At 41.0% G+C, this 22,375-nt stretch carries 16 protein-coding genes; 5 read left to right on the top strand and 11 right to left on the bottom strand.

What is annotated here, in order from left to right; genetic code table 11:
- Positions 1 to 27: 27 nt before the first annotated feature.
- The 3 genes from B4F08_RS17100 to B4F08_RS17090 all read right to left on the bottom strand — a co-directional run bounded on the left by B4F08_RS17100 (position 28) and on the right by B4F08_RS17090 (position 7,722).
- The gene (locus B4F08_RS17100) at positions 28 to 231 is read right to left on the bottom strand and encodes a hypothetical protein (RefSeq protein WP_086207640.1); all 204 of its coding nucleotides are present in this window, start codon (positions 229 to 231) and stop codon (positions 28 to 30) included.
- A 198-nt stretch (positions 232 to 429) separates the two neighbouring features.
- Positions 430 to 4,944, bottom strand: a complete 4,515-nt coding sequence (locus tag B4F08_RS17095; RefSeq protein ID WP_119062890.1) for a translocation/assembly module TamB domain-containing protein — start codon at positions 4,942 to 4,944, stop codon at positions 430 to 432.
- 24 nt (positions 4,945 to 4,968) lie between these two features.
- Positions 4,969 to 7,722: an autotransporter assembly complex protein TamA gene (locus tag B4F08_RS17090; RefSeq protein ID WP_291375515.1), complete on the bottom strand. Its 2,754-nt coding sequence runs from the start codon at positions 7,720 to 7,722 to the stop codon at positions 4,969 to 4,971.
- Positions 7,723 to 7,898: 176 nt separating this feature from the next.
- Between B4F08_RS17090 and B4F08_RS17085 the strand changes: the two genes are divergently transcribed.
- Positions 7,899 to 9,218, top strand: a complete 1,320-nt coding sequence (locus B4F08_RS17085) for an MFS transporter (RefSeq protein ID WP_151706688.1) — start codon at positions 7,899 to 7,901, stop codon at positions 9,216 to 9,218.
- Between the two features lie 4 nt (positions 9,219 to 9,222).
- A complete protein-coding gene (gene coq7 / locus B4F08_RS17080) occupies positions 9,223 to 9,858 on the top strand; it encodes a 2-polyprenyl-3-methyl-6-methoxy-1,4-benzoquinone monooxygenase (protein WP_004696505.1) in 636 nt (211 codons plus the stop codon).
- 65 nt (positions 9,859 to 9,923) lie between these two features.
- Here the strand turns inward: coq7 and B4F08_RS17075 are convergent, their stop codons facing one another.
- The 8 genes from B4F08_RS17075 to B4F08_RS17040 form a co-directional block, all read right to left on the bottom strand.
- On the bottom strand, positions 9,924 to 10,481 hold the full coding sequence (locus B4F08_RS17075; RefSeq protein ID WP_291375511.1) for a hypothetical protein: 558 nt from the start codon (positions 10,479 to 10,481) through the stop codon (positions 9,924 to 9,926).
- Positions 10,482 to 10,554: 73 nt separating this feature from the next.
- Positions 10,555 to 10,998, bottom strand: coding sequence for a 2-amino-4-hydroxy-6-hydroxymethyldihydropteridine diphosphokinase (locus tag B4F08_RS17070; RefSeq protein ID WP_291375509.1), 444 nt, complete (start codon positions 10,996 to 10,998; stop codon positions 10,555 to 10,557).
- Positions 10,955 to 11,335: a dihydroneopterin aldolase gene (gene folB, locus B4F08_RS17065; RefSeq protein ID WP_086207712.1), complete on the bottom strand. Its 381-nt coding sequence runs from the start codon at positions 11,333 to 11,335 to the stop codon at positions 10,955 to 10,957. Before folB ends, B4F08_RS17070 begins: the two co-directional genes overlap by 44 nt.
- Positions 11,336 to 11,479: 144 nt before the next feature.
- Positions 11,480 to 12,778 carry an ABC1 kinase family protein gene (locus B4F08_RS17060; protein ID WP_086207713.1) on the bottom strand — a complete coding sequence of 433 codons (1,299 nt, stop codon included), beginning with the start codon at positions 12,776 to 12,778 and terminating at the stop codon, positions 11,480 to 11,482.
- 57 nt (positions 12,779 to 12,835) lie between these two features.
- Complete coding sequence (locus B4F08_RS17055) at positions 12,836 to 13,606, bottom strand: HesA/MoeB/ThiF family protein (RefSeq protein WP_151706691.1); 771 nt, start codon at positions 13,604 to 13,606, stop codon at positions 12,836 to 12,838.
- Between the two features lie 564 nt (positions 13,607 to 14,170).
- Entirely contained in the window at positions 14,171 to 15,817 is a 1,647-nt protein-coding gene (locus B4F08_RS17050) for an AMP-binding protein (protein ID WP_151706702.1), read from the bottom strand.
- Between the two features lie 259 nt (positions 15,818 to 16,076).
- Positions 16,077 to 17,213, bottom strand: coding sequence for an acyl-CoA dehydrogenase family protein (locus B4F08_RS17045; protein ID WP_291375507.1), 1,137 nt, complete (start codon positions 17,211 to 17,213; stop codon positions 16,077 to 16,079).
- Between the two features lie 265 nt (positions 17,214 to 17,478).
- Positions 17,479 to 18,249 carry a 3-hydroxyacyl-CoA dehydrogenase gene (locus B4F08_RS17040; protein ID WP_291375506.1) on the bottom strand — a complete coding sequence of 257 codons (771 nt, stop codon included), beginning with the start codon at positions 18,247 to 18,249 and terminating at the stop codon, positions 17,479 to 17,481.
- A 143-nt stretch (positions 18,250 to 18,392) separates the two neighbouring features.
- Here B4F08_RS17040 and B4F08_RS17035 point away from each other — a divergent pair, with 143 nt between their 5' ends.
- The 3 genes from B4F08_RS17035 (at position 18,393) to B4F08_RS17025 (ending at position 22,037) form a co-directional block, all read left to right on the top strand.
- On the top strand, positions 18,393 to 19,418 hold the full coding sequence (locus B4F08_RS17035) for an AraC family transcriptional regulator (protein ID WP_291375505.1): 1,026 nt from the start codon (positions 18,393 to 18,395) through the stop codon (positions 19,416 to 19,418).
- A gap of 330 nt (positions 19,419 to 19,748) precedes the next feature.
- On the top strand, positions 19,749 to 21,071 hold the full coding sequence (locus tag B4F08_RS17030) for a sphingomyelin phosphodiesterase (protein ID WP_291375522.1): 1,323 nt from the start codon (positions 19,749 to 19,751) through the stop codon (positions 21,069 to 21,071).
- A gap of 9 nt (positions 21,072 to 21,080) precedes the next feature.
- Positions 21,081 to 22,037: a hypothetical protein gene (locus tag B4F08_RS17025; RefSeq protein ID WP_291375504.1), complete on the top strand. Its 957-nt coding sequence runs from the start codon at positions 21,081 to 21,083 to the stop codon at positions 22,035 to 22,037.
- The last annotated feature ends 338 nt before the right edge of the window (positions 22,038 to 22,375 follow it).

Raw genomic sequence — 22,375 nt, 5'->3', positions numbered from 1 at the left:
CTTAAAACTTGCCTTGTTAAGCCTGTTTTAGTTAACTGAATGGATATCCAGCTCTTCATTTTTCGCTAAAACGACCGAAGCCAAAATTGGCGTACCTAAAATGAATGGTACGGAAAAAATCCAAAAAATCACGGTATAGTGAGGATCAAAGAAAAATTGAATAGCAAGTGCCACCAAAATTAAAACGGAAAATAGAATTGCAGCAAAACGCATTACAAATTTGATTGGCATTATGATCTTCACTCTTAATTTAGCTAGTCCATTTACTATACACCTACTTTTAATATGGCTTAATTGATTTTAAGTATCTTCTGTCTGTTATTTATAGATTTTATTCATCTACACAAAGACTATTTATTCTGAAAAATAATGCGCCATTTGACCGAAGATAAGCCCACATCAATGTAGGCTTATCTGGAAATAGATGCGTTAGAACTTCCAATTATAGAACAAGTCTATTGCACGCTCTACTGATTGACTCGCCTCTAAGTACATTCGCTTATTCATTTGATAGCGTAAAGTCAATTTATTCACAGGAGTAAACACCCCCACACCATAACGAATATACAAATCAGGAGTGATATAACCCGTCAGACTCACTTGAGTATCATCGCCAGTTCCTTGCGCATCTAAAGCCAAACCACTTAATCCAAAAGTACGCCCAAGCTGATTGGTAAATGCGCGTGTTCCTCCCAAACCTAAACTAATTCCTGCTGCAGCAATAGTATTATTAACATCCGATTTAAAGCCTTCAGTTTGGCTTAAGCTACTAGAACCTTCATTAATTCGTCCAGTAAGTAATGCATTTAAAGCTTCTTGCTCAGACAAACCAGCATCGTTATACACTTGAATATTCGGGGAAGTTGCCGTACCTGTTACGCGCACTCCAACCGTACTGCCCTGTACGGCTTTGTTTGCATCAATATCTAAAGTTGGGTTACTTAGAGCGCCATTGAAACGCGCAATTGCACGGTTTAAATCTAAACTTTGACCATAGGCTTCAATTTTAACCCGTTGACTAACCCCAATTGCACCATTGGCACGCATAGCAGTTTCTGCACCACGCTGTGACAAATACAAACGTCCTAATAATGGAATGCGACTGTTAAAGCCTTGGAAAATGACCTGATTACCTAAGCCAACCATGACATCAGCACGGATGTCCCAAGGCTTCGAGCTGTTTAAGATTGCTAACTGATTTTGCCCCTCTTTAACTATACGAACATCAGAAGATACATTCACCACAGGTACAGATGCCTCTGGCATTGAAATTAAAGCGCGGGGAACTTGAATTTCACCATTTAAAGTGAGTTTCTTACTTAATGGTAAAACATCAAGCGTAATTTTAGGGGTTACCAATGCCGTAATTAAAGGCGCTTGACGAATAAGTAAATTCTCACCATTCAGCTGTAACTGAATACGCGGATCATTCTTCCAGTCCACAGTTCCTGTTAATTTGCCAACCCCACGCCCACTATTAAACGCACCGTTGATTGTTGCTTGGTCTTGACGAATTGCTGAATAAAGCTGGATATTGGTCAAGTTCACTGGTAGTGAAATCATGCTAATTGAACCATCTTTTAAACGGACATCCCCCGTCAGTAATGGAGCTTTCAACGTACCATTGATTTTACCTGCATAAGAAAGTGTCCCCCCCATAGAACGCACATCGGCTATGAATGGCTTAAAAACTTTGAGCTGTACTTGATCAAATGCAATTTCACCACGCATAGGCATGTTGTCACGGTATGGATCAATAACCACATTGGCATATCCCACGCCAATTTCAGGTGTTTTGACATCCAATCGGATTTGTAGACCTTCTGCAACACTTTTTGCAACCAAAGCCACTTGTTCATATTTTAGCGTTGAACCTAAGTCTTGTGGATCATCTGCAGCTAAGCCAATCACCCCATCACGAGTGACTAAACGAGCATCAATTTTCGGTTTAGCTCCTTGTGCCCAAACCGCTTTTGCATGCCCATTTAACTTACCTGTAATCGCTAGACCTTCAGGCATAAACGCAGCAAAATCATTTAAGTCTAAGTTTTGTGTTAAAAATGAAACATTACCACGCGTTTTGCTCACTCGAATTGGCTGATCAAAACAAAGTTGGCTTTGCTGACTCATCCAACAATGCGCACCAATCAGCAAATCTGTATTAGAGCGACTATAAACGACTGAGGCATTTTGGCGCTGAACCAAACGCGCGCGCACAGAGTCAAAATCACCCTTTTGAATTTGCCCTAACCAATCATTTTGACTATTAAAGCCACCAGCAAGTTGCACATAAAATTTAGACTTTTCATTTTTCGCAGTAACTTTTAATAAATGTGCTTTACGTGTTCCTGCAAGTGAAATTTCACCTTGTTGAATTTCACGATTACCACTACGTAAACTTTCCATTTTTGCCGTCATAAGTGACGGTGTCGTTTCTGATGTCGGCAACTGTCCAATAATACGCAATTTACGCATATCAATTAGATCTTTAAAGCCAAAATTATCCACCGCTAAGTTTGCTGTTGCTCTTAATCGGGGTTGGGACTGAACATTTAAATATCCGTATGCGCGACCACGCAAGCCTGCATAAATTTCATACAGCGCAGGTGCATTAATATTCAGCCTTAAATTTTGCGCATTACCAGTCGCTTGAATTTGGTTTTTAGCATAAGCCAACAGCAGGTTATTCGCCTCAAACTGCTGAGGTAAAAAACCTTTTTGATTAGAGTTTAATACCAAAGCCAAGTTACCTGTACCACGTACAGGTTTGTTATTCAGCATACCCGCTAGATTTAAACTTTCGATGTTAATTCGTTTTAAAGCATCCGACCATGTACCTTTCGTCTTCACGACACCTGACAGTTCACCTTGGACACTCGATGCAAAATACTGTGGTTTGAAACGAATGAATGCTGCATTTACATCCCAAGTGATGCCATGAATAAAGTGCACCAAACCACTGGCATTAATTTGACCTGCAACTCCGTTATGCTTCAGTTCAGTTATTTTAATAAACTCAGGTGTTCCTGATAATCTTAGATTTAATGTACCTTGACTGGCCTCAAGTTGACTGGCTTTTAAAGCCCCGTCATAGTTCACAGCATAACCTTTAAAGCCACCACCTGCTTTTTCATCATTAAATAATAATGCGGCGGTTGACTGACCAGTTAAATGAACCGTTTCATTGTTGCTAACCATTTTTCCAGTCAGATCAATACCTTGTAATTGAATAATCTGTTGATTTGGTTTGGCATACCCACTAGCCTGAAGTTTGCCATTCAATAGATTAATCGGTGCTGCTTCTGTAACAGTTTGCGGATTAAAGTCTTTTGCATTTAAAACGGCTTTCCATTTTAATTGACGTTTATCACTTGGAAGCTCAACAAATGCATTACCCGTTAAACTTCCTTGGCCTGCAACATAGCTAAAACTTGGAACATTTAAGTTATTATTTTTAAGATTTAACTGTGCAAGGTAATGACCCGCAGGTAAGGTCGCTTTTTCGTGTTTACTCACAACAGTCGCAACATGAATATCTTGCTGACCTTCAACTAAAGCCAGTTTTACATCACCTGAAGCACTACTTAACCAGCCAACATAAGGTACAGCGCGATCAATATTTTTCCAAGAGACATCCATCAACATTGGCTGGACTTTATTATTTTTCTCTGGATTTTGGTCTAGCGCAAGATGCCATGATTCATAACGATCAAAGTCAAGATTTGCAGTTAAATGCAGGCCTTTTTCAAGTGTCCCCTTCGAGGCAATTTTGGCATCTAAGCTGGGCGGTAAAAAATCAGAAATAACTTGAGGCAATACATCATCTTTAGGATTTAGTTTATCCAAACGACCTTGTAAATTCCAAGTAACATGGTCTTTCCAGCTCACCACACCACCGACATTAACAGAACCTTTCATCAACTGCGCATTTAGGTTATCAATATCAAGTTGATGAACCAAATCGGTATGCATCAAAGCAGTGTATTGGCCTTTAGGAATGTCTTTACCACTCAAATCTGTGTTTAAGTCGATATCCAACCGCTGAATATCACCTGCAAATTTAGCAACACCTTTTTCAGCATACAATTTGTAATCGCTGAGCAGTGGCACATGGTAATGATTAAATTTGAGCTGTCCTTGCATCGGCACATGTTTACGTACGGGATGTATAATCGCCCAACCTGTTAGTAAGTCAGGCGTTCGGGTCGCAACACCCGCTTGAATGGTATCTAAGCTACCTTTGGCATGAACGGCAATATCATGTACGTTTAAACTGTTATTTAAGGAAGGGATGTTTGCAATTGCTGTCGCTTCAAGCGGATATTTTCCTGAAAATTTCATTTTTCCAGTTGCATTACGTACAGCCAAATAACCCATATTCATACTTGACTTTTCAAACTCAAGCTCTGTACCCGACCATAAGGCATCATTTAAATGTACATCATAAAAATCAACGTGCGCACCTGTCGCAGTTTTAATATTTAAATGATCAACATCAGCTGTATCTAAGCGCAGTACAAAAGGAAGTTTAATTTCATTAAACTTAAATGGTTCATCGCTTGGCTCACCTTTGGTTATAATTCTAAGGTTACGAACATCAGCTTTGCGTAAATGAATTTCTTTATCTAATATAGCACGCCACCCTAAACTGACATCGGCACGATCAATTTTGACATCAACAGGCTTTAATGTGACCACTACATTTTTAAGAATAATACCTTTCCATAGATTACCGCTTTCATATTCATAGTTAATAATCTTTTGGCGTTCTAATACTTGGTCGAGTAAAAACTTACTGCCTCTATCTGTAGAAAACATAACTGCAAGTGATATCACCAACAAGATGAGTGTCAACATCAGCGTCAAAATGACACTTCTAAAAATGCGCCGCTGTTGTTTTAACGGCGTAGGTGTTGGTTCTTGCTGCTGCTCTACTTCAGCCATAATCTTCCCAAAAAATGCTAAATTTTATAATAATGAACCGATAAAGAAATGTAGACGGATAGGATGACTGTCATCTGAAATCCCTGATGCTACATCAATACGAATTGGACCAATCGGTGATGCCCAACGAATGCCTAAACCAACACTGTACTCGGTGTCATTGCTAAAATCTTTATCATACGCATTACCAAAGTCACTAAAAATCGCTGCACGCCAGCCTTCCTTAAATTGATAGTTGTATTCCATTGAGCCCACAGCTAAGGCTTGACCACCTACTTTAAATCCGTCCACAGTTGGAGATAAACTCTTATAATCAAAACCACGAATACCTTGGTCGCCGCCCGTAAAGTAACGTAAGTTATATGGTACTTTACTAAAGTCTTGAGTAAAGATATAACCGAGATCTCCACGTCCTACGAATTGGTGATTATCATTTTCACCCAATGAATAAATAAAACGCCATCCTGCATTCGCAATTGCCATGTCTGCATCTGAGAGTAGGCTTTCACTGCCTAGTTCAAGCTTATAAGTTTGTTTAATGCCCTTACTTGGATTGACACGTTTATCGCTATCAATTCTGGAAATTTCATAACCAAATAGCAGTGACTCTTGCTCAGGGTCGTCATTTGCAATAAAGGCATCTGGAATATCGTCTTCATCTGCAACCCCTTTTTGGGTTAAACGATCTAAACGATAACGCACACCATAGGTATGTTGCCAATTTCCCATCGGATTTTTAATAACACGGTCTGCACCAATAACTGCTGATTCAGTTTGTAAACTTACGCCCTGTCCAACATCATCTTGTTCTTCACGCTCATATCCTCCCACAAGGCTCACATAGTCATTCAATGGATGCTTGTAGGGGATGTTATATCGACCATCAATAGACTGACGGATTTGTGAAAGTTCTAAGTTCGCATCAAAAGAGTGTCCACGATTGTTAACAATGGCACGACGATATTGCGCACGTAAACGAGCACCTGTATCACTACCATAACCAGCACCTAATTCAGCGCTATTCAATTGATCGGCATTTAATGTGACTTTAACGGGGATGACCTTTGTTTCTCGCGCTTCAAGTTTTAGGCGTTCTTCTTCGCTTTGTTTTAATTCTTGTGCAGTTTTTAGTGCCGCTTGTGCTTGATTTTGTTCTACATCATTCACACCTGCAAACTGAGTTTCGCTTACGACAGACTGGGTCACTTCACGGTTTGACACAATCTGTTGTTTTTCCTGAGCCAAAACATCTTGACGTGAAAGTTGCTGTTCATCGACCAATTTCTGCAAATCAGGAGGTAATTCGCTTGGCATTTCAACTGGATCTGGTCGAACAGCATCTACCAAACTATAGTTAAAGTAGCGTGAGTTGGTCAAATTATTAGCCAAACCATTTACACGCCAAAAGGTATAATCCGCTCCGGGCTCCCATGTCACTAGACTTTGTAAAACATCTAGATCAATTGGTAGTGGCTTATCCGGATCACTCATTACAAACTCTACGTCACCTAACTTATAACGACTACCTGTCTCAAAACGCAGGTTAATATCTGCTGTATTTTGTGGCTGTTCCACTTTCACATCGTGTAAGCGCCAATAACTATCAAAGAAACCGTTATTACTTGCAGCCTCATTGACTCGTCCTTTAGTTGACTCATATAAGCCATGATTTAATACATCGCCTACATCTTGTTCAGGCAAAACCCGTATCACTTGGAAATGCGGTAAATTTGCACCTGCACCACTAAATTCAATGTTTTGCTCTTCGATACGAACGGGTGTATTCGGTGTGACTTGAACACGGACACGACTACTACTGGTTTTTTCAAACTTAAACTCAGCATTATAAAAACCAACCGCTTGCGCCGCTTGGTTGGACAGTGTACGGAGTTGCGGTAGTGCCGATGGAAAATCATCAAAAGATTCTTGGGTAAAACTCGAGAGCTTACCCTTAATATTGTCTTTTAAATTAACCAATGCTGCCTGATAAGCTTTATTCGATATCTCGCCCTCATATTTTGCATTGATAATTTCAACATCAGCACTGATCCGTGGAACTTTGGCGCTATCCATTTCTTTTGGTGGTCGAATCTTATAGAGCATGCGTTTAAAGAAATTCGGTTCTTTGGCGATTTTCTCTTCGGTGCTCATGTCAAAATCTAAGGTGTTTCCCGCTGTATTTGCCTCTACCGAAATTTGACTATCTGCTTGAATATTTCGCATCAAATCGTCGACATTAACAGGTGCTTGATTAATCTCAGCCATTTCCTGCTGTGTCGCATCTGCCACGACAAGCTCTTTCTTTTGACCACTGCGGTAGGCCTGTGCTTCTGCTTTGGCTTGCTCTGCTACCTGATAAATATCATTTGCCATATTCTGATCTACTTGAACATCAGGCAAATCCTCAAGGTCTTCAAATTGAATCGGTGCAAATTCAGCTAAGTTTTTTAAAGAGGTTTGTTGCTGTTGCAACATTTGCATACTGTCTGGAACAGTAGGTTCAACCGCCATATTTTTAACTTTCTGTAATTCCTCAGTACTGCTCATACCCTGAAGAATCGCTTCTTTTTTAATTTCCTCAGTCATTTGCGCATTCGTTTGCGTATCCACTTGCACACTGCTTGGCTCAATGGCAACGGGCGTTTCTGCAAAACTTGCTTGTGACAAAAGCGTTAAAAAGATACTCAGGCATAAATATTTATTGTTATGATGCCACGGTATGAAAGAATTCATACTCAATGAAAGAGTCGACTTTTTAAAATTTGTTTTGGCAAGCATAGAAAACTCTAAATTTATTTAATCTTTATGGATTTGCTCTAATGAAATGACCCAAAAGAACTGAAATCTATTGATTATTTTACCCAATTTCAGGTTTTAAATATCTTACATGATTTTATTGAACGATTGAGCAATTAGTCACATTTCTTAATAAAACTTAATGCAGTGCAAAAAGCATGAAAAACAATGAACATCTATTAAGTACCCGTCGCTTTCTTCCCATGTTTATTACCCAATTCTTTGGTGCATTAAACGACAATGTTTATAAACAAGCTTTGCTTTTAGTCATTACTTATGGATGGATTAATCAACAAGCAGCCAGTGTAAGTACACTCAATAATCTAGCTGCACTTTTATTTATCCTACCTTACTTTATTTTCTCCGCAACAGCAGGACAAATTGCTGACAAATTTGAACGCTCACAGTTGATTCGCAGCATTAAAATTTTAGAAATTGTGATTATGCTGATTGGCTCAGCAGGATTCTTATTGGGAAATCTATGGTTGCTGTTGTTGGCTTTATTTATGATGGGCACACACTCCACCTTCTTTGGCCCAATCAAATACGCCATTTTACCTGAGATTCTCAAGCCAAATGAACTCATGTCTGGCAACGCATTGTTCCAATCAGGTACATCTATTGCCATATTGGTGGGCATGATTTTAGGTGGTGCGGTCATTTCAGCGTCAAATGGCAATTTGTTTTGGATTAGCCTGACTGTGGTTACGATTGCTATTTTGGGTTATTTCTCTAGCCGCTATATTTTAAAACAAAAAGTCAGCGCACCCGATTTAAAGATCGACTGGAATTTCTTTAGAACGAGTTTTCAAACACTTCAATATGCCAAAAGCCTGCCCCTCATTTTTATGGTTTTACTGGGGAATTCATGGTATTGGTTTTATGGGGCGACCTACCTCACTCAAATTCCGCAGTTGACCTTGCAAAATCTACACGCTTCAGAAAATGTCGTAAGTCTACTCTTGACCTTTTTCTCTGTCGGCATTGGGGTCGGTTCGCTGTTATGCCGTAAGATTGGTGGTTCAGAAGTAAATATAAAAATGGTGCCTGTGGGTGCTATTGGACTGACTTTATTTGCCTTTTATTTGGCCTTGAGTCTCGCTTATGTCCCAGAACGTACAGGGGCAATGCTCAATGTTAGCGATATGTTCAACCACGGTATGGTTTACTATCATGTCATGCTCGCAGTGACTTTGCTTGGCATCAGTGGTGGTTTTTATATCGTACCCTTGTATGCCATGATGCAAGCGTATTCTCCGCGGTCACACCGTGCACGTGTTGTTGCCGCAAACAACATTTTAAATGCGGTGTTTATGGTGTCATCTGCTGTATTTTCGATTATCATTTTAAGTGTTTTAAAGATTGATATTAAAATACTTTTCAGCATTACCGCTATATTGAGTGCAGTTTTTACAGTATGGTTGTTATATCGACTTAAACCTATGCTAAAAACTGTACAACCTGAGTTAGAGGACTAAAGTTATGCGTCATTACACTGGCATAGATAAATTTATCAATTCTTTTGATCAAGCCCTGCGCAGCTTAGTTCCTGGCACAACGTCTGCTCAGCGCGAGAACCCAGGTAAGGCGGTAGAAACCCAACTGGCCGTCAGTGAAGCGCGTCATGTTGCTGGTTTAATGCGAGTCAACCATAGTGGCGAAGTCTGTGCTCAAGCGCTCTATCATGGTCAGGCCTTAACTGCAAAACTGCCAAATGTACGCCGGGAAATGGAACAAGCCGCGATTGAAGAACAAGACCATCTTGCATGGTGTGAAGACCGCTTAAAAGAACTGGATAGCCATACCAGTCTGCTCAATCCAATTTGGTATGGTTTGTCTTTTGGTATGGGCGCAATCGCAGGCATTGCAGGCGATAAATATAGCTTAGGTTTTGTTGCAGAAACGGAGCGCCAAGTCAGTCTGCATTTACAACATCACATCAGCCAACTTCCTGCTCAGGATGATCGTTCACGCAATATCCTTGTACAAATGAATGAAGATGAATTACATCACCGTGATACAGCACTAAATGCTGGCGGTGTCGATTTACCTATTCCTGTCAAAATCACCATGACGGCTATATCAAAACTCATGACCAAGACCAGTTATTTTATTTAAACAACAAGGGTTTAAATAAAAAAGCAGTGGAATCACCACTGCTTTTTTATTGACTTAGTTCTGAGTTATTCCACAACGATCGGCAACAATAAGGTATTGCCTACTTGTTTCAAATTCGCTGTATATTTAGTTGCCAATGAAGGGTTGGATGGATAACTTTTTCCGTTGAACTTGAGTATGACCTGTCCTAAACCACGTGTGTAAACCGACAAATCATGCCAACCTTGCGTCTGTGTACTTAAAGCATAAATTGGAGTAGATGATACGGTCATTTTGCTATGTGGTTGGAAGCGTCCATTAGCAAGTCCTTTAAAGACCAATAAAGTACAACCACCAGAACCACACCATTCTGAACCATCCAGCAGTACCACTGCATCAGCCAGACCATCCTGATTCAAATCAAAAGTATTAGTTTGATAATTTGACTGATCTTGCGTATAGGCATGCACCGCCTGCTCTAGCGCTTTATTTTCAGCAGATTTCGATGCTGAGACGTCATTCCCAACTGTACTTCTCACTACTGAAGTCAGACCTGATTCCGCTTCAACCATGTTTGATGGATTTGATTGACAACCCGCTACAAGCATTGCTAAAAAAAGCGCACTCAAAATTTGTATTTTCATGAAATAACTCGCTTTGAATTGTATTTTTATATACATCTTAAAACAGTTATAAATGCAATCACACTTCAATATGTTAATTGGTTTCTACACAACTGACCGTTGGAAATGTATGCTCTGCATGTTGAAAGGCAGCATCCTTCCACACATCAAACATTGGAATTTTAACATCTAAAGCCAAAGGCAGTTTCTTAGGATTAAATTGCATATGCTCTAGGTTGTCACCCCATGCAATCAAATCAACATCCAAAGCAATTTGATGCGATGGACGAATTCGTCCAGAGGCATTTTCCATTTTTTTCAGCAGGACTGAAATCTCAGAAGCAGACAAAGTTGATTTCAGCAAACACGCTGCATTCCAATAATCTGCTCCGACACCATCACGACATGGAATTAAATAAATGTTCGAAAATTGCAGCTGCCCAATTTTAGATAACTCATCAGAGGCATATAAAAAATGTTGCTGAGGGTTATTATTACTCGCCAGAGCTAGGGCGAAAATCGTTTCGGTGGCGTTCAAGACGAATTCCTACAGAATTTGCTTGCGCGATAATGGCAGGCTTACGGATGGTAATATTAATTGATTCAATCGCATGAAAGGTAGAAAAAAGTGCGTTGATGACCAACTTTGCCGCATGTTCAATCAGTTCAGGCTTGGCTTCTTGAATAACCTTTGCCGCGATTTCACAAATTTCAGCATAATTTAAGGTATGGTCTAAGTCATCTGAGTTTGATGCTTGCTCCAAATCTGTTTGAATAATCATATCCAACATTAAAGGCTGAATAATCTGACGTTCCCAGTTAAAACAGCCAATCACTGTTTCAACTTTTAAGCCTTCAATGATAATTGCGTCCACATTATTACCTTTAACAGATTTTGACTTTTAATCCCTGCCTTGCGAAACCATGTTTCTCATCCGTTTAACAGGAAAGCGTTTTCAGTCCCTCTTTTCAAAAGAAGGACTGAAAGGGATTTTTTGGAGAATGTGCTTCAAAAGAATTTAGTTTTTTAACAACACATTTGGGTCCATAGTTTGCACCATTTGCAAACGCTGGTCAGCATAGATATCGGTATACGGTGCAAGGATGCGCATGAAACGATCGAAATACAGCATCTGTTTAAATAACAAGGCAAAATCACGTGGGAAGCGAATGCCGTGACGCTCGCCCACTGCGACCATATCCATCATAATGTCATTCAAATCTGCTGGGTTTGAACTCAGCAATTCTTGCGGATCTGCCAACAGCACACCACTAAATAAACGCTCAAGATCTGCGGCCAACACTTGCGTATCAATCTGCACTGCGGTCATGCCCATTTTCAGCATGTTTTCCGCCATGAGTGCATAATCGGTTTTTTGTAAGGCATCCATAAAGGCGATACAAGCTGTCCAGACTTCAGGTTTCAACTGGCCCACAATTCCAAAGTCAATAAAACCGACACGACCATCATCAAGCAACATCAAGTTTCCAGCGTGTAAGTCAGCATGGAAGCTATTACACATCATCAGACTACCAAACCATGTATTCATGGCAGTAATCAGGACTTGTGATGGATCTTTGCAACGCTGTTTCACCACATTAAAATCGGTTAATGGTACACCATATAACCGTTGCATGGTCAGCACACGGCGAGTCGAATATTGGTGATAGACCTTCGGTGCCATGGCTTTATGGTTTTGTGTGATATTGAGATAGTTCACAAAGTCATCCAGATTACTGGCTTCTTCAATAAAATCGACTTCACGAACCATGCGGGTTTTGATTTCTTCTACAATGTCTGCAAGAGATGCAAATTTGACTTTAGGCACCGCTTTTTCCAAGACCTTGGTTGCCCAGTGCAGCACATTTAAGTCAGTATAGAGAATCGTTTCTACACCTGGCTTTTGTACTTTAATCACTACATCTTCGCCCGTCACCAGTTTTGCGGCATGGACTTGGGCAATAGATGCCGAAGCTAACGGTGTTTCATCAATTGATGCAAAAATCTCAGACAGATTTCGACCTTCAAACTCAGATGCCAAAACCCCCTGTACATAACTAAACGGTAAAGATGGGGTTTGGTCTAAACAGCCTTGGAATTCTTCAACGTATTCACGTGGAAAAAGTGAAGGTGTACTCGCAATAAACTGACCCAGCTTGATATAGGTTGAACCCAAAGACTCAAAGGTTTCACGCATCAGTTTGGCATTACTTGGTTTTTCAGTTGCGTACTTAATACCTGCACGCGCTGCAATGACTGCTGTTTCCCCAACACGGGCAACAGAGCGCAGTCCATCTAAAAAGATATTGTTTTTCATAATATCGGTCAAAAATAAATTGTATTGAGTGTATCAAAGAATGAAAAAATTGCAGGCTTATCTTGCCTGACAAACTGGACAATCTGTATCTTTTTCGAAAGCAAGCAAACGTTGTTTCATACTTAAGCCATCCCAAAGCAACAGGCGTTGTTTGAGTGCGGAGACATTTAAACCTAAGTATAAAAGTGCATGATGCGCTTGAAGACTAGCCATTACGTTCGGAGTGGTGGCAAGAACGCCCGAATCTGCACAGCGTAGGCTTTCATTCGCATGTTCTTCTTTCGGGAACAGACATTCATAACAAGCAGACTCGCCTTCCACCATAAAGAGTTGCCCTTGAAAACCAATGGCCGATGCACTGATGAGTGGAATATTGGCCGCTTTACACTGCTGATTGACCAAATACCGCGTCGTAAAATTATCACAACCATCAAGAACTAGGTCTTGACCAACAATTAAGCGAGCTGCATTAGATGTATCAAGCTTTACAGTATGCGCATGGACTTGAATATAGGGATTGATCTGCTTTAAACGCTGGGCCAAAACCTCTGCTTTATAGAAACCGACATTGTTTTCTACATAGGCAATCTGTCTTTGCAGATTGCTTACTTCGATCGTATCTGCATCAATCAGAGTGATTTGCCCTACGCCAGCACGTGCCAGTAACTCCGCAGTCAAACAACCGATGCCTCCACAACCCACGATGAGTACATTGGCTAACTTGAGTTTTTCTTGTGCCTCTATATCCCATCCGTCCAATAAAATTTGGCGGCTATAGAGATGCATTTCAGCATTACTGAGTTCTAGACTTTCATCTAACTCGTCCATGATTCAGCCTTTTGCTAAAGAAAATATTGATGTCGAATTATAACTATGAAACTAAGATTGGCTATGCACAAATTCAATAAATGCGATGTGCTTTAAATGGCTCATCTTTTCATTTTTAAATTACGGATATTGAATCATAGTAGTTGCCTAGTTAAATTTACTTAGGCTATTTATACATCTAGCTATATTTCACGCGGTGTTCCCACAGGTCACATATCACTATAAATGGAGCAAAGAAAAGCCAGCCCATTTAGAACTGGCTGGCTTTAATTCTAATTAGAGTTCAACAAAAAATATGATACGCGAAAATGTCATCTGCAACCTGCATGGTCTAAGCAAGATAATGTTTCTTCGATATCTTTTAATAAATCCAAGAAAAGAACAGGTTTTGCAGGTGACAATGGTTTTGCCTACTTTTGCCGAAACAAAAGTAGGGCGAGCAGCAGGCTAATGACAAAATTGGATGAAAATTCGATAAAACTCCGCCAAGATAATTTTTTTCAATCGGTTAGATCAACAATTACTGCGAATTCGACTTACCACTAAGACCCTTTTATTTTTAAATTAAATTGCAACTTGTATGGTTTGTATCTTTGCCACTTCTTGCTGTTTCAGTAAATTACGTTGAATTTTGCCACTCGACGTTTTCGGCAAGCTTTCAACAAACTCAATCTCTTTCGGATATGCATGTTTAGATAAACGTGAACGCACATAGGCTTGGAGTTTGCTATCCAATTCTTTAGAGGCTTGGTACTGAGGTTTCAGCACCACAAAAGCTTTCACCACTTCAGTGCGTTCTGGGTCAGGCTTACCAATCACAGCCGACTCTAAAACCTCTACACACTCAAGCAAAGTACTTTCGACATCAAAAGGCCCAACTCGATAGCCTGACGTTGTAATGACATCGTCAGCACGTCCAACAAAATCGACACCGCCAATTTCATTCAGTTTGACCGTATCACCCGTTAAATAATACTGTCCCACAAAGGACTTTCGATTATTGCCACCATAGCCCTTAAACCATGTCAGTGGTGACTGGCTAAAGTCTATCGCCAACGTTCCAATCTCTCCGCGCTTCACTTCTTGGTGGTTCGCATCCAGTACAGCAAAGCGGTGTCCAGGATTGGCAAAGCCTGCCGACCCGACTTTTTTCTCATGCTCCAGTGCATGATGGTTGGCAATCACCATGCCCAACTCAGTTTGTCCATACTGGTCATAAATGTTGACGTTCAGATCATTATTGAACCAATGAATCACTTCTGGGGTCAAAGGCTCACCTGCACTACTGACGGCACGTAAGTGAGTTTTAATGGAAGGATCAAACTTTTCTTTGAAACCGAAGAACATTCGAAAAGCTGTAGGCGACCCCGTTAAGTTACTGACACGATACTTTTTAATAACCTCAACCGCATGATCCACGCTAAATGCACGCTCATCCATAATGATGCTATGCCCCAAGCTGAGCGGGCCTGTGATTCCATAGTACAACCCATAAGCCCAGCCCGGATCGGCTAAATTCCAGAATGAATCGTCTTCTCTTAAATCTACCGCATGTTGCATATAACCCTTAAAAGCCAAAACTGCTTTTAAAGGGACAGGTACCGATTTCGCCAAACCTGTGGTGCCAGAGGTAAACATCATCAGGAAATCATCATTAAAGCTACACAAAACAGCTTCACATTGATCGGACTGTTGTTTGACCTCTTGCCAAAAATCAGCTTCGTTACTAGCTAAGTTTGTTCCCGCATTTACAGTCAGGATATGTTTGACTTCAACGTGATTTAATTTTGGGCGTTGTTCTGCATTGGTCACAATCAATTTAGTATTCGCAGTTAAAACTCGATGCTCAATCGCCTTCGACTCAAAAGCGGTAAACAGAGGCTGGTAAATCGCACCGATCCGCCATGTTGCTAAAATCGTAATCAATAGTTCAGGGGTACGGGGTAACAGCCCTGCGATACAGTCACCTACTTGAATGCCAATATTTTTAAAATAATTTGCCAACTGTGCTGAGGCCACATCGAGCTGTTCAAAACTCCATTGCTCAGACTCTCCATTTTTTCCTTCCCAAATGAGTGCTATTTTTTGCTGCCCGACATAACGCTGACAACACTCAATATAAGCATTCATTGCATTGGGTTGACCGACCAATTGTTCTTGAATCAGTTGCTCATAGTTAAATTCTTGGTGGGCTTGTTCTAATGTCTTCATCACGACAACCTCGTATTATCCATTTTTTAAGGCCAAATCCACTTTGGCCGTCCATGTTCTTTATCATTTTAAGCGTTGAACTGACCTCATTGTCAGTCCTATATTGTTTGAATACCCAGAGCAGCTCAGCTACTCGACTTAATACCTGTAACTAACGGCTACACCTAGATAACCATGTTTTAAATGCACCTACAATTTCCAAATCCCTCAATGAAAGTGCAAGCTTTGAACATCGACCAAGGTCTAAAACTGAGTCGTCTTAAACCTTGGTGACTTCACGTGCAATGACCAGACGTTGAATATCAGATGCTCCTTCATAAATCTGGCTCACACGAACATCCCGATAAATTCGCTCAACTGGAAAATCTGAGACATAGCCATAACCACCATGAATTTGAATCGCATCAGAACAAACACGCTCCGCCATGGTTGAGGCAAACAGTTTGGCCATAGACGCTTCTTTTAAACACGGCAATCCTGCGTCCTTCAAAGCAGCTGCATGAAAAATTAACTGGCGTGCCGCTTCAATTTGCGTCGCCATATCGGCTAAACGAAAAGCAACTGCCTGATGTTGTACAATTTCAACACCAAAGGCTTTGCGGTCATTGGCGTATTCAACTGCTGCATCCAAAGCGGCGCGCGCCATACCTACTGATTGCGCGGCAATACCGATACGTCCTGACTCCAAATTTGAAAGTGCAATTTTATAACCCTCACCTTCCGCGCCTAGCAAATGATCAGCCGGAATGCGGCAGTTCTCTAAAACAATGGTTGCCGTATCTGAACAGTGCTGCCCCATCTTTTCTTCTATACGAGAGACGATATAGCCTTCGGTATCGGTTGGGACTAAAAAGCAAGAAATACCTTTCTTATCCGCAGCCTTGTCTGTGACTGCAAAAACCAAAGCGACTTGAGCATGCTTTCCTGTGGTAATAAATTGTTTGGTTCCATTCAGCACCCACTCATCACCCTCACGAACGGCCTTACATTCCAACGCTCCTGCATCTGAGCCTGCTTGTGGTTCAGTGAGACAAAAACATCCCAGCCACTCACCTGTGGCAAGTTTGCTTAAATATTTCTGCTTTTGCGCATCAGTGCCATAACGCTGGGTAATGCCACACGGCAATGAGTTTTGCACACTGACAATAGTCGAAATAGCACCATCACCTGCTGCAATTTCCTCAAGTGCCACCACCAGTGAAATATAATCCAAGCCTGCACCACCCCACTCACGTGAAACAGTCATACCCAAAGCACCTAACTCACCCAGCTCTTTGAGTTCTTGCGCAGGAAACTGTGCAGTTTTGTCACGTGCAGCTGCGGTTGGCTTCAGTTTTTCCTGCGAATAACTACGCAACATATCCTGAACCATTTTTTGTTCTTCATTTAAAAGCATGGAGTGTCGTCCCTTCTCTGTTCAGGTTATTAAATTTAATAAATATTTGATACACGGCGACCCATTCTCAACCTGAAAGCCTTTCAAAAGATAATGTTTCTGCGAGAAAGTAGTCTGTAAATTCAATAAAACAGGTTTTGCGAATGGAGATGGTTTTGCCTACTTTTCCCGAAAGAAAAGTAGGTCGAACCGAAGGTTATAAGAAGCCTTTACTTATCGAGGCAAAGACTCTGCTATAAATTCAAAGATCACAAGTCAAAATAAATTATTTAGGCTGCATACGAATCGCGCCATCTAAACGAATCACTTCACCATTCAAATAACTATTTTCAAAAATATGGCCTACCAGCTGAGCAAACTCCTGCGGTTTTGCCAAACGCCTCGGAAATGGCACCATTTCACCTAGCGCATCTTGTACATTTTGCGGCATCGCCTTCAACATTGGCGTTTCCATAATGCCTGGAGCAATGGTCATCACTCGAATTTTTTCACGTGCTAGCTCGCGTGCCAGCGGCAAAGTCATTGAGACAACCGCGCCTTTCGATGCTGCATAAGCGGTCTGGCCAATTTGGCCGTCATAGGCTGCAACTGAAGCTGTATTCACAATCACGCCACGTTCTTCTTCACCAGCTTGAGGTTCATATTTCGCGATTAACTGCGCAGCAAAACGCAGCATATTAAAAGTACCTGAGACATTGATGTTTAATACTTTTTGGAATAAAGCCAGCTCATGAATACCCTCACGACCCAACACTTTGGCTGAAGGCGCTACACCCGCACAGTTCACCAAACCATTCAATTGTGCATATTCCGCCTCGACTTCTTGGAAGAAACTTTGCACGGCGTGCTCATCAGTAACATCAAGGCTTTTAAACTGAGCATTTTCACCCAACTCACGCTGTAGCTCTTCACCTAAAGCTTGGTTCATATCTACCAAAATGACTTTAGCGCCTTGTTCAATCAAATGACGTGCTGTTGCCGCACCTAAACCCGATGCACCACCTGTAACGACAAAAACCTTCCCTTGAATCTTCATTTATTTTTCCTTGTATGATTGAATGCTACGACTTAAGAAGAAATGTAAACACAGAACCCTTTAAGTACAATTTCCAAATATTGCATCTTCCATGATGGTTTTGGACAATGCTCAAAATGCACAATAAAAATATGGAAGCCACCATGACTGCATCGGAACATGTAAACACCCAGAAAGATTCCATTTCAATTGCTTTGGTACACGAAGCATTGTTTGAAGCTGAAAAGCAGGGATATGCAGTTGCTGATATTTTGAAAAATGCAGGCATCAATAACGAACTGTTAAGTGCGACAAAAGCACGAGTCTCAGTCAATCAATATGCACAGCTCTGGACTGAACTGGCCAATGTCATGAATGATGAATTTTTTGGGATGGATCGTCATGCTATGCGCCGTGGCAGTTTTCGGTTTTTATCTAAATCACTATTACACACCACCCAGCTCGACCAAGCCATTCAGCATATTTTGCAGTTTATGAATCTGGTGCTAGATGACTTTAGCAGTCAACTCATGGTGCAAGAGCATTATGCCTATATTGTGATTTATGAACGACAACAGCCCAAACGCATGTTTAGTTACGCGACTTATATCATGCTGATTCATGCGCTTATGTGTTGGCTAGTGGGTCAACGGGTGATTTTGAATCAAATTCAACTCAAATGTGATGCACCTACAGATGACATCGACTATAAAGTTCGTTTTTGTGAAAATATCCAGTATCAAATGGCTGAAAACTACATTCAGTTCGATGCCAATTATTTAAAAATGCCAATAAAACAGGACAGTAAATCGTGGTATCAATTTATTCAGCAAACTCCACATATTTTACTGACCCGTTATAAAAACCCACATTCAACCAGTGCCCAGATTCGTCGCTACTTAATGCAAGAGCCACCTATACAATGGCTTGAACTGTCTGAAATTGCCCATCATTTCAATATGTCTGAGGCGACTATTCAGCGGCGACTGAAAAGCGAAGGTTTCAGTTATCAGCAACTGAAAAATGATATACGCCGTGATATGGCGATTGAGCTGCTCAGTAACAGCCAAGTATCATTACAAGACATTAGCACTGAACTCAATTTTCATGATCCGAGTGCGTTCCACCGTGCTTTTAAAAAGTGGACTGGGGTCAGTCCCGGTGCTTATCGTCAAAATAAGGACGCTTAACTGAGGTCGATTGGTATAAGCAACTACGAGATGCTCTTGCTCTTTCTACATCACAAATCACTAGCCAATAAAATTCTCTCGTTCAAGTAAAACCTTAACATTCTATTGTTCTGACTTGGGTTTTGATTTGCCAAATGAAATGTCAACAGAGCTTATACATTAAATTGAATTTTTGATGCTCATTCATCGGAAAATCAAGGTGCTGTCGCACTTTGTCACTGACTTCAAAAAATTAACTGCCATAGTGATCTCGTCATATTGTTCTTGACACAATGTTGAATAAAAACATCATGGAGGGAAAACATGAGTAGCCAATTAAATAAAAACTTAATGAAAAATATCGGATGGTTATCATTATTAGTGTGCAGTCAGCCAGTGATAGCCGACTCATACGTTTATGTGACCAATACCACCCCTGAAACAGTCTCCGTCAATATTAATCATCACGGTACACGCACCTTAACGCAAGGGAGTCAATGGGCTCAAGAAGCCACTCAAATTGCCCCTTATGAAACCAAACGTGTACTGCGTTATAACCGTTATACTGGGCTAAAGTCAGGCCAAACCTATAATTTTGATACCGTGATTACAGGCGGTGGTTCAAGCGTCACCCTGAAACAATCTATGACTGGCACTTGGTCTGGAAGTAATATTAAACATTCTGCATCTGGCAGTGATTTCTCTGCACCATGGTTCAACGACCGTAACATTCAGCGTTTCAACACCAATTATGCAGGAAAAACGGCGCAGACTGCTTTTAAAGCTGAATACACTGGTGGTTATGACGACTTCCACTACACCATCCATCAAAATACCGTGCCAGAACCTGTTGCCAGCAGTGCCGATGAGTTTAAAGTTTTAACCTACAATATTTATGCCCTTCCTTTGGTGGCAAGTAAAATTGATGAACGCTTAGAACAACTACCACAAAACCTAAAAGGCTACGACGCGATTTTATTCCAAGAGACCTTTGCTTCTGGTCGTACCGCCATGTTGGCCAAATTAGCTCAGGAATATCCGTACCAAACTTATATTCCAGTCGGTTCAGGCTACAACATTTATGACAGCGGCATATTGGTTGCCAGTCGCCACCCGATTGTACAAACGGATCATTTTATTTACCCAAGCTGTACAGGGATTGACTGTTTTGCCGATAAAGGCGTGATTTATGCTGAAATTCTCAAGAATGGCAAAGCCTATCATGTGACCTCCACGCATACCGCATCGTTTGATACCGACGCGGCACGTGATATGCGCCAGCAACAATTTAAGCAAATCCGCGCTTTGGTCGATAAGCAAAATATCCCGTCATTTGATGCAGTACTTATGGGCGGTGACTTTAATGTCAACAAGCTACTGTGGCCGCAAGATTATGCACAAATGCAAATCAACTTGAATGGTACGGTACCAGTCAGCACAGGATATACCGAATCAACCTTCGATCCACGGGTGAATAAACTCGCGGGTGCAGGACTCACGGGCGGCTCTACCGTAGAGTATTTAGACTATGTGGTGTCATCCAATAACCACCGTCAGCCTATACAAGCACGTAATGATGTCCGTATTCTTCGCTCGGCTACCGATCCCTTGTTTATGACTTGGGACTTATCTGACCACTTCCCTGTCATGGGCCAATTCCAATACAACCCATAAGGAAGAATAATGAAGCGCTTACGGCTTATCGCTTTGGTGCTGAGTGTATTGGTGATCGGTGTGATGATATGGTTGGGCCTTGGCCCATCCTATGCCACATCGGGTCAAACTCAGGCATCCTCACCGTCCCTTACAGAGACTGCTCAACCCAGCAGTTTGCAAGATAAGCTTGCTGCAAACAATGACGAGTCAAAAATGCAGCAACAACAGCAACAAGAATCTATCCAAAAAATCATTCAACACTTTCAAAAAAATCCGGGCAATATCACACAATTATTAAACCAGTTACAACAAAACTGCCCCGATACCAACTGTCAGGCATTATTAAAACAGGTATTGGCCGAATATCCAGATCAGCAGTTTGCCCAGACTTTAAAACGATTGATAGAACGCCTACCACTGTACGAAAAAGAAATGCAAGCTAAAACCATGTCCACACAAATGACACCACAACAGCGTTATCAGGAAATTTGGAACTTACGTGAGCAGACTTTAGGTAAGCAAGAAACACAACTCGGCTTTGCTGAAGAAAAAGAATTTGCCAGCTATCAGTTTGCTTATGGTGAACTCTTGGGACGAGCACCGCAAATGACACTACAACAACGTCTGAGTGAACTTGCGCAATTACAGCAACAATATAAAAACTCGAGCAAAAACATTGATGGTCAAAGTGGTGGTTATGATAAAACCCTTAAATTGGCTTTAATTGGCGTCACCGACCCAATACAGCAACAAGAAATTACCCAACACATTCGTAACAGCTACTTTTCAGGCAAAGAAGCGGCGCAAATGGCTGAACGCGAACAACAAGTCGCTCGTCAGCAACAACAGATCGCCAGTTACCAATCTGAGCTTACTGCTCTAAACCAAGAAATGAACCAGCAAAAACAAAATTTAGCTGAAAGTGCATGGCAACAGCAGTATCAACTCCGCCTAGAACAACTGAGGCAAAAGCACTTTAACTAGTGGCTTAAACGTTCATCATTCTCTACCCCAAACACAGACAACTAAAGCAAGGTGATGTACCTCAACTTGCTTTAGCTTGTATTTATAAATTGTAATTCCACAATATGTCTACGTTTGAATCAGTAATCTTAAAATAAAGAACATTCCAGAGAATCCAAAATATAATTAATTTATTTCAATAGCTTGAAAACAATTCAAATAAATTTTTAATTGAAACTCCACGATATTCCGCACTGAACGCTTCTTTTTGATCTATCCGAGCCCCTTGCAACAGTCGTATGAAATGCACACAGGCACTCAATTTAATAAATTTAAGCTTTTCATTCACTTAACAAATC

Origin of the sequence: Acinetobacter sp. UBA6720 (assembly GCF_002454215.1) — a bacterium.
Taxonomy (GTDB): Bacteria; Pseudomonadota; Gammaproteobacteria; order Pseudomonadales; family Moraxellaceae; genus Acinetobacter.
The sequence above is the reverse complement of the archived record's forward strand: the minus strand, read 5'-3'. Positions and strand labels throughout refer to the sequence as shown.

Excerpts from the sequence above, each read along its gene's own strand:
- B4F08_RS17100 (WP_086207640.1), bottom strand. The coding sequence starts at position 231 with ATGCCAATCAAATTTGTAATGCGTTTTGCTGCAATTCTATTTTCCGTT.
- B4F08_RS17095 (WP_119062890.1), bottom strand. The coding sequence starts at position 4,944 with ATGGCTGAAGTAGAGCAGCAGCAAGAACCAACACCTACGCCGTTAAAA.
- B4F08_RS17090 (WP_291375515.1), bottom strand. The coding sequence starts at position 7,722 with ATGCTTGCCAAAACAAATTTTAAAAAGTCGACTCTTTCATTGAGTATG.
- B4F08_RS17085 (WP_151706688.1), top strand. The coding sequence starts at position 7,899 with ATGAAAAACAATGAACATCTATTAAGTACCCGTCGCTTTCTTCCCATG.
- coq7 (WP_004696505.1), top strand. The coding sequence starts at position 9,223 with ATGCGTCATTACACTGGCATAGATAAATTTATCAATTCTTTTGATCAA.
- B4F08_RS17075 (WP_291375511.1), bottom strand. The coding sequence starts at position 10,481 with ATGAAAATACAAATTTTGAGTGCGCTTTTTTTAGCAATGCTTGTAGCG.
- B4F08_RS17060 (WP_086207713.1), bottom strand. The coding sequence starts at position 12,778 with ATGAAAAACAATATCTTTTTAGATGGACTGCGCTCTGTTGCCCGTGTT.
- B4F08_RS17055 (WP_151706691.1), bottom strand. The coding sequence starts at position 13,606 with ATGGACGAGTTAGATGAAAGTCTAGAACTCAGTAATGCTGAAATGCAT.
- B4F08_RS17050 (WP_151706702.1), bottom strand. The coding sequence starts at position 15,817 with ATGAAGACATTAGAACAAGCCCACCAAGAATTTAACTATGAGCAACTG.
- B4F08_RS17045 (WP_291375507.1), bottom strand. The coding sequence starts at position 17,213 with ATGCTTTTAAATGAAGAACAAAAAATGGTTCAGGATATGTTGCGTAGT.
- B4F08_RS17040 (WP_291375506.1), bottom strand. The coding sequence starts at position 18,249 with ATGAAGATTCAAGGGAAGGTTTTTGTCGTTACAGGTGGTGCATCGGGT.
- B4F08_RS17035 (WP_291375505.1), top strand. The coding sequence starts at position 18,393 with ATGACTGCATCGGAACATGTAAACACCCAGAAAGATTCCATTTCAATT.
- B4F08_RS17030 (WP_291375522.1), top strand. The coding sequence starts at position 19,749 with ATGAAAAATATCGGATGGTTATCATTATTAGTGTGCAGTCAGCCAGTG.
- B4F08_RS17025 (WP_291375504.1), top strand. The coding sequence starts at position 21,081 with ATGAAGCGCTTACGGCTTATCGCTTTGGTGCTGAGTGTATTGGTGATC.